14 protein-coding genes are annotated in these 13,048 nt (G+C 76.0%); 11 read left to right on the top strand and 3 right to left on the bottom strand.

Annotated features, from left to right (window positions below; translation table 11 throughout):
- Positions 1–26: 26 nt before the first annotated feature.
- Positions 27–626 carry an NUDIX domain-containing protein gene (locus CRP39_RS14370; protein WP_097207077.1) on the top strand — a complete coding sequence of 200 codons (600 nt, stop codon included), beginning with the start codon at positions 27–29 and terminating at the stop codon, positions 624–626.
- Between the two features lie 72 nt (positions 627–698).
- Here the strand turns inward: CRP39_RS14370 and CRP39_RS14375 are convergent, their stop codons facing one another.
- Both CRP39_RS14375 and CRP39_RS14380 read right to left on the bottom strand, forming a co-directional pair.
- Positions 699–1,397, bottom strand: coding sequence for a hypothetical protein (locus tag CRP39_RS14375; RefSeq protein ID WP_143426644.1), 699 nt, complete (start codon positions 1,395–1,397; stop codon positions 699–701).
- A gap of 49 nt (positions 1,398–1,446) precedes the next feature.
- Positions 1,447–2,052: a hypothetical protein gene (locus CRP39_RS14380; protein ID WP_097207079.1), complete on the bottom strand. Its 606-nt coding sequence runs from the start codon at positions 2,050–2,052 to the stop codon at positions 1,447–1,449.
- 230 nt (positions 2,053–2,282) lie between these two features.
- Between CRP39_RS14380 and ald the strand changes: the two genes are divergently transcribed.
- From ald to CRP39_RS14420, 8 genes are all read left to right on the top strand, one after another.
- Positions 2,283–3,401, top strand: a complete 1,119-nt coding sequence (ald, locus tag CRP39_RS14385; protein WP_245853873.1) for an alanine dehydrogenase — start codon at positions 2,283–2,285, stop codon at positions 3,399–3,401.
- A 32-nt stretch (positions 3,402–3,433) separates the two neighbouring features.
- Complete coding sequence (gene xerD, locus CRP39_RS14390) at positions 3,434–4,348, top strand: site-specific tyrosine recombinase XerD (protein WP_097207080.1); 915 nt, start codon at positions 3,434–3,436, stop codon at positions 4,346–4,348.
- A 215-nt stretch (positions 4,349–4,563) separates the two neighbouring features.
- Entirely contained in the window at positions 4,564–5,472 is a 909-nt protein-coding gene (locus CRP39_RS14395; RefSeq protein WP_097207081.1) for a ParA family protein, read from the top strand.
- Positions 5,469–5,975, top strand: coding sequence for a hypothetical protein (locus CRP39_RS14400; protein WP_097207082.1), 507 nt, complete (start codon positions 5,469–5,471; stop codon positions 5,973–5,975). The genes CRP39_RS14395 and CRP39_RS14400 overlap by 4 nt, the downstream gene beginning before the upstream one ends.
- Before the next feature lie 77 nt (positions 5,976–6,052).
- The gene (locus CRP39_RS14405; RefSeq protein WP_097207083.1) at positions 6,053–6,883 is read left to right on the top strand and encodes a segregation and condensation protein A; all 831 of its coding nucleotides are present in this window, start codon (positions 6,053–6,055) and stop codon (positions 6,881–6,883) included.
- A complete protein-coding gene (gene scpB, locus CRP39_RS14410; protein ID WP_097207084.1) occupies positions 6,880–7,704 on the top strand; it encodes an SMC-Scp complex subunit ScpB in 825 nt (274 codons plus the stop codon). Before CRP39_RS14405 ends, scpB begins: the two co-directional genes overlap by 4 nt.
- Positions 7,705–7,773: 69 nt before the next feature.
- On the top strand, positions 7,774–8,193 hold the full coding sequence (locus CRP39_RS14415) for a hypothetical protein (protein ID WP_097207085.1): 420 nt from the start codon (positions 7,774–7,776) through the stop codon (positions 8,191–8,193).
- A gap of 61 nt (positions 8,194–8,254) precedes the next feature.
- On the top strand, positions 8,255–9,097 hold the full coding sequence (locus CRP39_RS14420) for a pseudouridine synthase (RefSeq protein WP_097207086.1): 843 nt from the start codon (positions 8,255–8,257) through the stop codon (positions 9,095–9,097).
- A gap of 76 nt (positions 9,098–9,173) precedes the next feature.
- On the opposite strand, the gene CRP39_RS14425 is transcribed toward CRP39_RS14420, so the two are convergent.
- Entirely contained in the window at positions 9,174–10,370 is a 1,197-nt protein-coding gene (locus CRP39_RS14425; protein ID WP_097207087.1) for an ROK family protein, read from the bottom strand.
- Between the two features lie 67 nt (positions 10,371–10,437).
- On the opposite strand from CRP39_RS14425, the gene xylA reads away from it, so the two are divergent.
- Positions 10,438–11,628: a xylose isomerase gene (gene xylA / locus CRP39_RS14430; RefSeq protein WP_097207088.1), complete on the top strand. Its 1,191-nt coding sequence runs from the start codon at positions 10,438–10,440 to the stop codon at positions 11,626–11,628.
- A 17-nt stretch (positions 11,629–11,645) separates the two neighbouring features.
- The gene (xylB, locus tag CRP39_RS14435) at positions 11,646–13,046 is read left to right on the top strand and encodes a xylulokinase (RefSeq protein WP_097207089.1); all 1,401 of its coding nucleotides are present in this window, start codon (positions 11,646–11,648) and stop codon (positions 13,044–13,046) included.
- Positions 13,047–13,048 lie beyond the last annotated feature (2 nt).

Here is a 13,048-nt window from a genome sequence, read left to right on the forward strand (position 1 = left end):
GTCGCGCCCCGGGAGGTCGGGGTCTGATGGTCGAGCCGGCGCGGCCGGGGGAGTACGAGGTCCTGGCGACCGAGACCCTCCACGAGGGCCGGATCATCACCCTCGTCCGGGACACCGTCGCCATGCCCGGCGGTGGGCACAGCGACCGCGAGGTCGTCCGGCACATCGGCGCCGTGTGCGTCGCCGCCGTGGACGACGAGGACCGGGTCGTGATGGTGCGGCAGTACCGCCACCCCGTCGGTGGGTACCTGTGGGAGCTGCCGGCCGGCCTGCGCGACGCCGACGGCGAGCCGCCGCTGGCCACGGCCCAGCGGGAGCTGGCGGAGGAGGCGCGCCTGTCCGCGGAGCGCTGGTCGCTGCTGGTGACCAGCTACAGCACACCGGGCTTCTGCAGCGAGCAGGTGCTCGTCTACCTGGCCGAGGGGCTGTCGGAGGTGGAGCGGCCGGAGGGCTTCACCGTCGAGCACGAGGAGCTCGACATGACCGTGGAGCGGGTGCCGCTCGCCGACGCCGTCGCCCGGGTCCTCTCCGGCGGAATCCGCAACTCCTCGGCGGTCATCGGCGTGCTCGCCGCCGCCCAGGTGCGGGCGACGAAGCCCGAGCTGCGCCCCGCCGACGCGGAGTGACACCCCACGACCGGCTCCTCCGCAGGGTCCCGCTGCGAGCGTGCGAGCGGTGGGGGGCGGAGGGGTCCTCCTTCAGCCGATGACGACGGGGGTCGAGGTCCCCACCTGCACCCAGCGCAGGGACAGGCTGTCCTCGACCTCCTCCTCCAGCCAGAACACGTAGGGCACGCCGCGCTCCAGCCCGGCGAACGTGACCCCCACCTGCTCGCAGCCCGCCGGCTGGCCGACGACCTGCTGCGGCGGCGCGGGCTGGAGGCCGGGCGCCAGTCGCTGGCGGACCGCCTGCACCCGGTAGCGGCGCACGTCGGAGTGACCGTCGGCCTGCCAGCTCACCGCCGCGGTGCCCGGGCCGGGCGCGACGGCAGGGCTGATCCGCCGCGGGTTGGCGTAGCCGCCGCAGAGGTCCGGACGGGGCTCGGTCTCCAGCGGGACGCCGCGGGGGACCATCGGGTTCGGGACGTCGACGTCGATGCCGCGGGGGGCCGGCGGCGCGGGGCCGGTGGCGATCACCGGCGGCGCGACGGGGACCGGCAGGGTCGCGGTGTCGGCGGCCAGGGCGGCGGCCGGCGGGACGACGGGGGCCGGCGCCGACGGCCGGGACGGCGTGCTGACCGCGGTGAGCTGGGCGGCCACGTGGGTCGCCGGCGCGCTCAGGGTGACCAGACCGGCGGCGACCACGCCGACGGCGGTGCCGTAGCGGCCGCCCCGTCGGCTCCGCCGCCGTACGTCGCGACGGCTCCGCTGCCGCCCGCCCCGCCGTCCTGCGGCCATGCCCACCTCCGGGTGTCCGCGACAGACATCGGCACGGACGGGGCGGTCCTCAACGCCAAACCGGGAGGGTCACCCCCACGCGGTCCAGTTCCAGTCCGGCCAGGGCCCGGGTGGCGGCCGGGTCGCCGGCGTGCCAGGCCGCGGCGGTCCCCGGCGGCAGCGCGGCCAGGCGGGACAGCGGAGCGGTGGCCAGGGCCCGGGCGGCCAGCACGTGCGGGTCGGCGACAGCCATCGCCCGCACCGCCCGCGCCTCCCGGGCCCAGCGCAGCCGCCACGGCGCCCAGCGCAGCACCGCCCAGGTCACCGGCAGGACGACCAGGGCGAGCGCCAGCACGGTGGCGAGGGTGCCGACGGCGTCCTGCGCCGCCTGCCCGGCGCTGCCGGCCGAGGTGCCCGCCGCGCCCAGGGCGTCCAGCGGTGCGGCGAGATCGTCGCCCACGAGGGGCACGGCTCCGGCCGCCTCCGCCGCCGACGCCATGTTCCCGGCCACGGACGTGCCGAGGTCCTCGACCGCGCGCCCGGGCTCGGCGAGCACGAGGACGGCCCCGTGCACCGTCCGGGCGACCAGTACCCACACGAGCAGCCAGGCGAGCAGGCCGGCGTCGGCAGCCAACTGCCGCGCCCGCAGTCGGGGACGGGTGGCGTACAGGGGCATCGAGCGTCCTCCGCGGGTCGAGGTGGCCCACCGGCCGGCCGGGTGCGCCGGCTCCCCCTACCCGGCGAGGACCGCCGTTCACCCGTGCCGGTGTCGTGGGCCCGATCCACTCGGGCCCAGAGGTGACCCCGCCTACACTCCGCGCGAGGCGCGCCCCGACCGGGCGCGCCCGCGACGCGGGACGGGGCCCCGCCACCCTCGGGAGCTCCGCACCGGGACCGGGAGAGCGGATGATGCAGGTCGGGGTGCCCCGAGAGGTCAAGAACCGCGAGTACCGGGTGGCGCTGACCCCGGCCGGGGTCACGGAGCTGGTGCGCGCCGGGCACACGGTGCTGGTCGAGTGCGGCGCGGGGGAGGGGTCCTCCATCCCCGACGACGACTACGTGGCCGCCGGTGCGCGGATCCTGCCCACGGCCGACGAGGTGTGGGGCGCGGCCGACCTGCTGCTCAAGGTCAAGGAACCGGTCGCCGAGGAGTACGGGCGGCTGCGGGCAGGTCAGACGCTGTTCACCTACCTGCACCTGGCGGCGTCGAAGGAGTGCACCGACGCCCTGGTCACCTCCGGCACCACGGCGATCGCCTACGAGACGGTGCAGACCGCCGACGGCGCCCTGCCGCTGCTGGCGCCCATGTCGGAGGTGGCCGGGCGGATGGCGCCGCAGGTCGGTGCGCACAGCCTGGAGCGCGCGCACGGTGGCCGCGGGGTGCTGCTGGGTGGCGTGTCGGGGGTGTACGCGGCGAAGGTGGTCGTCATCGGCGCCGGCGTGGCGGGCATGAACGCCGCGGCGATCGCGCTCGGCATGCAGGCCGAGGTCATCGTGCTCGACCGCGACGTGGACAAGCTGCGCGCCGCCGACCGCATCTACCAGGGTCACCTGCAGACGGTGGCCTCCAACGCCTACGAGGTCGAGCGCGCGGTGCTCGACGCCGACCTCGTCATCGGCGCGGTGCTGGTGCCCGGCGCCAAGGCCCCGACGCTGGTGAGCAACGAGCTGGTGTCGCGGATGAAGCCCGGGTCGGTGCTCGTCGACATCGCGGTCGACCAGGGCGGCTGCTTCGAGGACACGCGACCCACGACCCACGACGAGCCGACCTACCGCGTGCACGGGTCGGTGTTCTACTGCGTGGCGAACATGCCCGGCGCGGTGCCCAACACCTCGACCCACGCGCTGACCAACGTGACGTTGCCCTACGTGATGGCCCTGGCCACCGCGGGCACCGTGGCCGCGGTCCGCGCGGACCGGGCGCTCGCGCGCGGGGTCAACGTGGTCGCCGGGCAGGTGGTGCTGCCCGAGGTCGCGGTGGCCCACGGCATGACCCCCGTTGCACTGGAGGAGGTGCTCCACTGACCGTCACCGCACCGCCCACCGACGTCGGCCGGGTGGTCACCGGCTACCTCGACCACCTGACCGTCGAGCGGGGCCTGGCCGCCAACACGATCGCCTCCTACCGGCGCGACCTGCGGCGCTACGCCGAGTTCCTCGAGTCCGCCGGGGTACGCGGCCTGGCCGAGGTGGCCGAGTCCGACGTCGCCGGCTTCCTCACCGCGCTGCGCCAGGGGGACGACGCGCACCCGCCGCTGTCGGCGACGTCGGCCGCGCGCGCGGTGGTCGCCGTCCGGGGGCTGCACCGCTTCGCCCTGCTCGACGGGTTGGTCCCGGACGACGTCGCGCACGAGGTCCGCCCGCCCACGCCGGCGCGGCGGCTGCCCAAGGCCATCCCGGTCGAGTCGGTGGTGGCGCTGATCGAGGCCGCCGGCGCGGTCGAGGGCCCCCGCGGGCTGCGCGACCGCGCGCTGCTGGAGCTGCTGTACGGCACCGGCGCGCGCATCTCCGAGGCCGTCGGGCTGGCCGTCGACGACCTGGACCGCGGACAGCGCGTGGTGCGGCTGGCCGGCAAGGGCGGCAAGCAGCGGCTGGTCCCGGTGGGCAGCTTCGCCGTCCGGGCGGTGGAGGACTACCTGGTGCGGGCCCGCCCGGCGCTCGCCACGGCCGGCCGCTCCGGCGGGCGCGGCGGCGCGCTGTTCCTCAACGCCCGCGGGGGCTCGCTGTCCCGGCAGAGCGCCTGGGCGATCCTGCGGACGGCGGCCGAGCGGGCGGGCCTCGGTGAGGAGGTGTCGCCGCACACGCTGCGGCACTCCTTCGCCACCCACCTGCTCGACGGCGGCGCCGACGTCCGCGTGGTGCAGGAGCTGCTCGGCCACGCGTCGGTGACGACCACCCAGGTGTACACCCTGGTCACCGTCGACCGGCTGCGCGAGGTCTACGCCAGCAGCCACCCGCGTGCGCTGACCTGACAGTCGAACCTGCAATGAGTTGGCGTCACCTGCCAATGGTCTCGGCTCGATCTCCGTGCGACGTTGGCAGTGGTCGCCATGTCGACACGGCCTACGGCGTGCCTCCTCGGTAAACCGCGCAACTCTCCCTAGCGTCGTGCACACCCGAGCGGACAGAACGGCTGTCCGCCCCGGCCAGGCGGCCGGAACGGGCACGAGGTGGAGGCAACTGACCGATGGCGATGCGAGGGGACGTGGCCGCACCGGCCGTCGCGCTCCCGACCGACACCGGACCGGAGATGGGCGCCGCCGCCTCGCGGCTGGACCCCGCCCGTGCGCGGGTGCGCAAGCTGCCGGAGCCCAAGCCGCTCACGCAGCACGGCCCCGCCCGCATCATCGCGATGTGCAACCAGAAGGGCGGCGTCGGCAAGACGACGTCGACCATCAACCTGGGCGCGGCGCTGGTCGAGTACGGCCGCCGCGTGCTGCTCATCGACCTCGACCCGCAGGGTGCGCTGTCCGTCGGGCTCGGCGTGCCGGCCCAGGCCATGGACCGCACGATCTACAACGCCCTCATGGAGCGGCAGACGACCCTGGCCGACGTCCGGGTGCCGACCGACATCCCCGGCCTCGACCTCGTGCCCAGCAACATCGACCTGTCCGCCGCGGAGGTCCAGCTGGTCAGCGAGGTGGCCCGCGAGCAGACGCTGCTGCGGGTGATCGCCGACGTCCGGGACGAGTACGACTACATCCTCATCGACTGCCAGCCCTCGCTTGGCCTGCTCACGGTCAACGCCCTGACCGCCGCCCAGGGCGTGGTGATCCCGCTGGAGTGCGAGTTCTTCTCCCTGCGCGGGGTGGCGCTGCTGGTCGACACGATCGAGAAGGTCAAGGAGCGGCTCAACCCCGACCTGGAGATCTCCGGGATCCTGGCCACGATGTACGACTCGCGCACCGTGCACTGCCGTGAGGTGTTCAGTCGCGTCGTCGAGGCGTTCGGCGACACCGTCTTCCAGACCGTCATCCACCGCACCGTGCGCTTCCCGGAGACCACGGTCGCCGGCCAGCCCATCACCACCTGGGCGCCCACCTCCTCCGGTGCCTCGGCCTACCGCGACCTGGCCAAGGAGGTGCTCGCCCTGTGACGCGGCGTCCCGTCCTCCCCGGCGCGGCGGAGCTGTTCCGCCGCACCGACGCCGCGGCGGCGACCCCCGAGGTCACCGAGCTGCCCAGCATCAGCGCGACGGTGAGCTCGCCGGCCCTGCGCGGTGCGGCTCCGCGGCGCGGCGAGCCGACCCCTGCCGAGACGACCGCGCCGCTGACCCTCGTCCCCGGCGGCGCGGCGGACGGCGACGACGCCCTCGCGGCCTATCGGGCGCCGGCCCCGGCGCCGATGCGCCCGCCGGCCCGGCCCACCCGCGGGCGCCCGACCCGCACCGAGCGCACCAAGCACGACGAGAAGATCACCGTCTACATCTCCGCCGACGAGCTGCTGGCGCTGGAGAGCGCGCGGCTGACCCTGCGGGCCGAGCACGGCGTGGCCGCCGACCGCGGGCGCATCGTGCGGGAGGCCATCGCCGTGCTGCTCGCCGACCTCGGGGACCGCGGCGAGGAGTCGGTGCTGGTCCGGCGGCTCACGGGCCGCTGAGCCGGCCCCGTCCCGAGGCTCATGCCGAGCCTGCGAGGTGTGAGGAGGACGGGGTCCTTCTTCTACCCTCGGGGGTCGTGGACGGGAACCCGGCGGTCGCCGACCCCGCGCCGTCGGGCCGCTTCACCGTCCGGCTGACCAACTTCGAGGGCCCGTTCGACCTGCTGCTGCAGCTGATCGGCAAGCACAAGCTCGACGTCACCGAGATCGCGCTGTCGCAGGTCACCGACGAGTTCATCGCCCACCTGCGGGCGCTCGGCGACGAGCTGCACCTCGACCAGGCCAGCGAGTTCCTCGTCGTCGCCGCCACCCTGCTCGACCTCAAGGCCGCCCGGCTGCTGCCGGCCGCGGACGTCGAGGACGAGGAGGACCTCGAGCTGCTCGAGGCGCGCGACCTGCTCTTCGCGCGGCTGCTGCAGTACAAGGCCTACAAGCAGGCCGCCACGTTCCTGCGGGAGCGGGAGGCCGAGGCGATCCGCCGCCACCCCCGTGACGCCGCCCTCGAGCCGCGTTTCGCCGAGCTGTTGCCCGAGGTGCTGCTGGGCGTGACCCCCGAGCAGTTCGCCGCGCTGGCCGCCCGGGCCCTGGCCCCGAAGGCGCCGGCCGTCGTCGGCGTCTCCCACCTGCACGCCCCGGCGGTGAGCGTCGCCGAGCAGTTGCTGCTGGTGCGCAACCAGCTCATGGGCGCCGGGACGACGACGTTCCGGGCGCTGACCGCCGACTGCGGGCACACGCTGGAGGTCATCGCCCGGTTCCTCGCGCTGCTGGAGCTGTACCGCCAGCAGCGGGTGGCCTTCGAGCAGCTGACCCCGCTCGGGGAGCTGCACGTGCGGTGGACCGGGGGCACCGCGCCCGAGCCGGACGCCGACGTCGATGCCGCCGCCCACGCCGACGAGGAGTACGCATGAGTGAGGATCGGCCGCCGATCTCCTGGGAGTCCCTCGCCGCGGAGCTGGACGCCACCCGGGAGGAGGCCGAGGAGCGCGGCGGCCCGGACCCGGAGACCTGGGACGCCGTCGCCGCGGAGCTGGCCGCGCGGGTGGCCGAGCGGCCGGCGCCGGCGGGGGACACCCCGCCCGGGCCGGTCGTCGAGCCGGCACCGCTGCCCCCGCCCGCCGTCCCGTCGCCGGGGCCCGAGCCGGAACCCGACGCCGAGCCCGAGCCGGAGGCGGCCGACCTCGACCCGGGCGCGCTGCGCGGGGCGCTGGAGGCGCTGCTGTTCGTCGTCGACACACCCGTCGACGAGGTCACCCTCGCCGGTGCGCTGCGCTGCCCGGTGCCCCGCGTGCGGGCGGCGCTGGCGGAGCTGGCCGAGGACTACGAGCGCCGCGCCGCGGGCCTGACTCTGCGCCGGGTGGGGGAGGGCTGGCGGCTGTACACCCGGGAGGACTACGCGCCGGTCGTCGAGCGGTACCTCGTCGACGGCCAGCGCAGCCGGCTCACCCAGGCCGCGCTGGAGACGCTCGCGGTCATCGCCTACCGCCAGCCGGTGACCCGTGCCCGGGTGTCGGCGATCCGCGGCGTCGGGGTGGACGGCGTCATGCGCACGCTGATCAGCCGCGACCTCGTGCACGAGGTCGGCAGCGACCCCGACACCGGTGGCGGGCTGTACGGGACCACGCCGCTGTTCCTCGAGCGGCTGGGCCTCACCGGTCTGGACGAGCTGCCGGAGCTCGGCCCGCTGCTGCCCGAGACGGGCAGCGTCCTCGACGAGCACCCCGACGCCTGAGCGACACCGTGGTCACCCGCCCGGGGACGACGGCGGGTCGGTGACCAGCCCGGAGGCTACGGTCTGGTCATGTCCCGCTCACTCTCCGTCCGTGTTCTCGGCGCCCCGCTCGCCGTCGCCGCCCTCCTCCTGGCCGGGTGTGGCGCCTCCGAGGACGAGGAGCGTCAGGCCGCCTTCTGCGAGGACGTCCCCGACCTGCTCTCCGACGTGACCGCCGAGCTCGAGGCGGTCAGCGCGGAGCCGGAGCAGGCGCCGGGCATCGTCGGCGACGCCGTCGAGCGCCTGGAGGCCGTCGACCCGCCGGAGGACGTCGCCGACGAGTGGCAGGACCTGGTGACGGCCTGGAGCGGCATGCGCGACCTGCTGGGCGAGGTGGACCTCACCGACCCGTCGGCCAACACCGAGTTCGTCGGCGAGGCCACCCAGGTGCAGGAGGACCTCGTCGCCACGGGGTCGGCCGTCGACGAGTGGAGCCAGGCGAACTGCTGACCGCGGGCTCCCCCCGGCGGCGTGGCGGCACCCGCGCCACCGGGTGGGAGACTGGACGGCGATGAACAGCGCTCCGCACGACGAGAACACCACCGACGCCGGCGAGGGCTGGTCGGAGGACATGGAGCTCGCCCCCGTCCACCCCGGCGACCGCGAGCCAGCCGAGCCCGACGACGAGCGGGAGGGCGAGCGGCTGCAGAAGGTCCTGGCCCGGGCCGGTGTGGGCTCCCGCCGCGTCTGCGAGGACATGATCGACGCCGGCCGGATCAGCGTGAACGGCCGCACCGTGACCGTGCAGGGCATGCGGGTCGACCCCCTGCGGGACAAGATCGCCGTCGACGGCGCCCGCCTGGAGCTGCGCGACGACCGTGTCACCTACGCCCTGAACAAGCCCACCGGCGTCATCACCGCGATGAGCGACGACCGCAACCGCCCGACCATCGGTGACATGGTCGGCGACCTCGCCCCGGGGCTCGTGCACGTGGGCCGGCTGGACCAGGACACCGAGGGGCTGCTGCTGGTCACCAACGACGGTGAGCTGGCCCACCGCCTGGCCCACCCCTCCTACGAGGTGCGCAAGACCTACCTGGCCCAGGTGTCGGGCTCCGTCCCGCGCGACCTGGCCAAGCGGCTGCGGGCCGGCGTCGAGCTGGACGACGGCCCGGTGCGGGTCGACTCGTTCCGGGTGGTCGACACCCACGCCGGGCAGTCGGTGGTCGAGGTGGTGCTGCACGAGGGCCGCAAGCACATCGTGCGCCGGCTGCTGGCGCACGTCGGGCTGCCGGTGTCGCGGCTGACCCGCACGGCGGTCGGCCCGGTGAAGCTGGAGCGCATGCGGGTCGGCTCGATCCGCCGCCTCAGCCGCGCCGAGGTGGGCGCGCTGCAGGAGCAGGTCGGCCTCTAGCGGCCCTCCGTCGGTTTCCGCGGAAACCGACACGGGGGGTCCGTCGGTTTCCGCGGAAACCGACACGGGGGGAGCGTCAGTGGAGCCAGCGCACGGGGTCGGCCAGGACGTCGGCCAGCGCGCGCAGGGCGGCGCCCGTCGCGCCGGCCGCCGGTGCCGCGGTGGCGGCCTCGATCGTGGGCCGCCGCCACCGGGCCGACAGCACGCGCCGCGCCAGCAGGGCCTCGACCTCCGGGCGTAGCAGGTCGGCGAGCGCGCCCAGGTAGCCCCCGAGGACGACGGTGGGGATGTCGAGCACGTTGACGACGCCGGCCAGCCCGACGCCCAGCGCGCCCGCCGCGGTCTCCAGCGCCCGCCCGGCGCCGGGCTCCCCGGCCGCCGCGCGGGCCGCGAGCTCGGCCGAGGGGGTGTCGAGGGGGAGCCCGGCGGCCGTGAGGAGGGCGTGGCGGCCGGCGTACTGCTCGAGGCAGCCGGTGGAGCCGCACCGGCAGGGCGGCCCGCCCGGGTCGACGCACACGTGCCCCAGCTCGCCGGCCCAGCCGGCGCTGCCCGTCATCACCTGCCCGGCGAGGACGGCGGCGCCGCCGATGCCGATCTGCCCGGAGAGGTAGAGGAAGTCGCGCCGCTCCCCGGGTCGGCCGGGCGCGATCTCGGCGACCGTGCGGGCGGCGAGGTCGGCCTCGTTGCCCGGTGTGGGGTGCAGGCCACCCGGCAGGTGCGGGGCGAGCAGGTCCGCGGGCCGGACGTCGGACCAGCCGAGGTTGGGCGCCCGCAGCAGCACGCCGTCGGCCACGCTGACGATGCCCGGCAGGGCCAGGCCGGCGCCGACCAGGCGCAGCTGCCCCGGGACGCCGGCGAGGAGCTCGGTGGCCAGGGCGCCCAGCCGGCGCAGCGTGGCCGCCGGGTCGCTGCCCACGAAGTCCCCGTCCTCGACGCTCTCGGCGACCACCCGGCCGCGCAGGTCCAGCACCCGCGCGGCGAGCAGCCCGGCGTCGACCTGCAGGCCCAGGGCGCCGATCCGTCCGCCGGGGAGCAGCGGGGTGGCCGGGCGCCCGCGGCGGGGCGGCGCGACGCGCTCGCCCTCGTCGAGCAGCCCGCCGGCGACGAGCTCGTCGACCAGCCGGGCGGCCGTGGCCCGGGTCGAACCGGTGCGGCCGGCGACGTCGGCGCGGGAGAGCGGCTGGGCGGCGGCGCACACGGTGCGCAGCACGAGGGCCAGGTTGCTGCTGCGCAGCGTCGACTGCCGCGCCCCGGTCCCCTCCGTCGTCCGCACCCCTTGAGGCTAGCCGCGGGTGTGGCTTATGTTCTACGGCAGAACAAAACCCGATGGAGGGAACCCCATGAGCACTCCGCAGCCCACCCGCGAGGACAAGTTCTCCTTCGGCCTCTGGACGGTCGGCTGGCCGGCCCGCGACCCGTTCGGCGACGCCACCCGTGAGCCGGTGGACCCGGTGGAGTCGGTGCACCGCCTGGCCGAGCTCGGCGCCTACGGGGTCACCTTCCACGACGACGACCTCATCCCCTTCGGCAGCGACGACGCCGCGCGGGAGAACCACGTCAAGCGGTTCCGGGCGGCGCTGGAGGAGACCGGCCTCGTCGTCCCCATGGCCACGACCAACCTGTTCACCCACCCGGTGTTCAAGGAGGGCGCGCTCACCGCCAACGACCGCGACGTCCGCCGCTTCGCGCTGCGCAAGGTCATGCGCAACATGGACCTCGCCGCCGAGCTGGGGGCGCAGACCTACGTGCTGTGGGGCGGCCGCGAGGGCGCCGAGGTGGACACCGCCAAGGACCTGCGGGCCGCCCTCGACCGGTACCGCGAGGGCCTGGACACCCTCGCCCAGTACTCGGAGGACCGCGGCTACGGGCTGCGTTTCGCCCTGGAGCCCAAGCCCAACGAGCCCCGCGGCGACATCTTCCTGCCCACCATCGGGCACGCGCTGGCGTTCATCTCCACCCTCGAGCACGCCGACCTGGTCGGGGTGAACCCCGAGGTCGGGCACGAGCAGATGGCCGGGCTGAACTACACGCACGGCATCGCCCAGGCGCTGTGGCAGGGGAAGCTGTTCCACATCGATCTCAACGGCCAGCACGGGCCGAAGTACGACCAGGACCTCGTGTTCGGCCACGGCGACCTGCTGTCGGCGTTCGCCACCGTCGACCTGCTGGAGCACGGCGGCGTGGGCGGCGGACCGGCCTACGAGGGCCCGCGGCACTTCGACTACAAGCCGCTGCGCACCGAGGACATGGACGGCGTGTGGCGCTCGGCCGCGGCCAACATGCGCACCTACCTGCTGCTCAAGGAGCGGGCCGCGGCGTTCCGCGCCGACCCGGAGGTGGCCGAGGCGCTGGCCGCCGCCCGCGTGCCGGAGCTGGCCCAGCCGACGCTGGCCGCCGGCGAGTCCTACGAGGGCCTGCTGGCCGACCGCGCGGCGTTCGAGGACTTCGACGCCGAGGCCGCCGGTCGCCGCGGCGCCGGCGTGATCCGGCTGTCGCAGCTGGCCGTGGAGCACCTCCTCGGCGCGCGCTGAGGCGGCGGGCAGGCGTCATGGCGCTCGTGGCGGGGGTCGACACGTCGACCCAGGCGTGCAAGGTCGTGGTCCGCGACGCCGGCAGCGGCGCCCTGGTCCGGGAGGGCCGGGCGCCGCACCCGGAGGGCACCGAGGTCGACCCGGCGGCCTGGGAGGCCGCGCTGCGGGACGCGCTGGCCCAGGCCGGTGGTCTGGACGACGTCGCGGCGGTGGCCGTGGGCGGCCAGCAGCACGGCATGGTCTGCCTGGACGCCGACGGCGAGGTGGTCCGGCCCGCACTGCTGTGGAACGACACCCGCTCCGCGCAGGCCGCCCGGGACCTCACCGAGGAGTTGGGCGGCGGCCGGGCGTGGGCCGAGGCGGTGGGCCTGGTGCCGGTCGCGTCGTTCACCGTCAGCAAGCTGCGCTGGCTGGCCGAGGCCGAGCCGGAGAACGCGGCGCGGACGACGGCGGTCTGCCTGCCGCACGACTGGCTGACGTGGCGGCTGGCGGGGACGCCGTCGCTCGGCGCGCTGGTCACCGACCGCGGGGACGCCAGCGGCACCGGTTACTGGTCGCCCGCCACCGGCGAGTACCGGATGGACCTGCTGGAGCGCGCGCTGGGCCGCACCGTCGTCGTCCCCCGGGTGCTCGGCCCGGCGGAGGCCGGCGGCACGACGCCCGGCGGGGCGGTCCTGGGGCCGGGCACCGGCGACAACGCCGCCGCCGCGCTCGGCCTGGCCGCCGAGCCCGGCGACGTGGTGCTGTCGATCGGCACGTCAGGGGTGGTGTCGATCGTCTCGACCACCCCGGCGGCCGACCCGACCGGCACCGTCGCGGGCTTCGCCGACGCCACCGGCAACTTCCTGCCGCTGATCGCCACGCTCAACGCCGCGCGCGTCCTCGACGCCACCGCCCGGCTGCTCGGCGTCGACCACGCCGAGCTGTCCCGGCTGGCGCTGTCGGCGCCGCCCGGCGCCGGCGGACTGGTGCTCGTGCCGTACCTGGAGGGCGAGCGGACGCCGGACCGCCCGACCTCCACCGGTGCCCTGCACGGGCTGACCCTCGGCACCGCCGACCCCGCACACCTGGCGCGGGCCGCGGTGGAGGGGCTGCTGTGCGGGCTGGCCGACGGGCTGGACGCCGTCGCCGCGACCGGCACCCCGGTCCGCCGCGTGCTCATGGTCGGCGGTGGCGCCCGGTCGGAGGCGGTCCGTCGGATCGCGCCCGCCGTCCTCGGCGTCCCGGTGCTCGTCCCGCCGCCGGGGGAGTACGTCGCCGACGGTGCGGCGCGCCAGGCCGCCTGGGTGCTCGCCGGCGGGGACACCGCACCCGAGTGGCCCCGGCCCGGCACCGAGGTGCACGAGGCCGACCCCGTGCCGCACGTGCGCGAGCGCTACGCCGAGGTCCGCGACCTCACCGCGGACCGGCTGCAGTGAGC

Source organism: Geodermatophilus sabuli (genome assembly GCF_900215145.1).
GTDB classification, from domain to species: Bacteria; Actinomycetota; Actinomycetes; order Mycobacteriales; family Geodermatophilaceae; genus Geodermatophilus; species Geodermatophilus sabuli.

What these genes read in the sequence shown, in the direction of transcription:
- CRP39_RS14370 (WP_097207077.1), top strand. Translation starts at nt 27, where the DNA reads ATGGTCGAGCCGGCGCGGCCGGGGGAGTACGAGGTCCTGGCGACCGAG.
- CRP39_RS14375 (WP_143426644.1), bottom strand. Translation starts at nt 1,397, where the DNA reads ATGGCCGCAGGACGGCGGGGCGGGCGGCAGCGGAGCCGTCGCGACGTA.
- CRP39_RS14380 (WP_097207079.1), bottom strand. Translation starts at nt 2,052, where the DNA reads ATGCCCCTGTACGCCACCCGTCCCCGACTGCGGGCGCGGCAGTTGGCT.
- ald (WP_245853873.1), top strand. Translation starts at nt 2,283, where the DNA reads ATGATGCAGGTCGGGGTGCCCCGAGAGGTCAAGAACCGCGAGTACCGG.
- CRP39_RS14395 (WP_097207081.1), top strand. Translation starts at nt 4,564, where the DNA reads ATGGCGATGCGAGGGGACGTGGCCGCACCGGCCGTCGCGCTCCCGACC.
- scpB (WP_097207084.1), top strand. Translation starts at nt 6,880, where the DNA reads ATGAGTGAGGATCGGCCGCCGATCTCCTGGGAGTCCCTCGCCGCGGAG.
- CRP39_RS14415 (WP_097207085.1), top strand. Translation starts at nt 7,774, where the DNA reads ATGTCCCGCTCACTCTCCGTCCGTGTTCTCGGCGCCCCGCTCGCCGTC.
- CRP39_RS14420 (WP_097207086.1), top strand. Translation starts at nt 8,255, where the DNA reads ATGAACAGCGCTCCGCACGACGAGAACACCACCGACGCCGGCGAGGGC.
- xylA (WP_097207088.1), top strand. Translation starts at nt 10,438, where the DNA reads ATGAGCACTCCGCAGCCCACCCGCGAGGACAAGTTCTCCTTCGGCCTC.
- xylB (WP_097207089.1), top strand. Translation starts at nt 11,646, where the DNA reads ATGGCGCTCGTGGCGGGGGTCGACACGTCGACCCAGGCGTGCAAGGTC.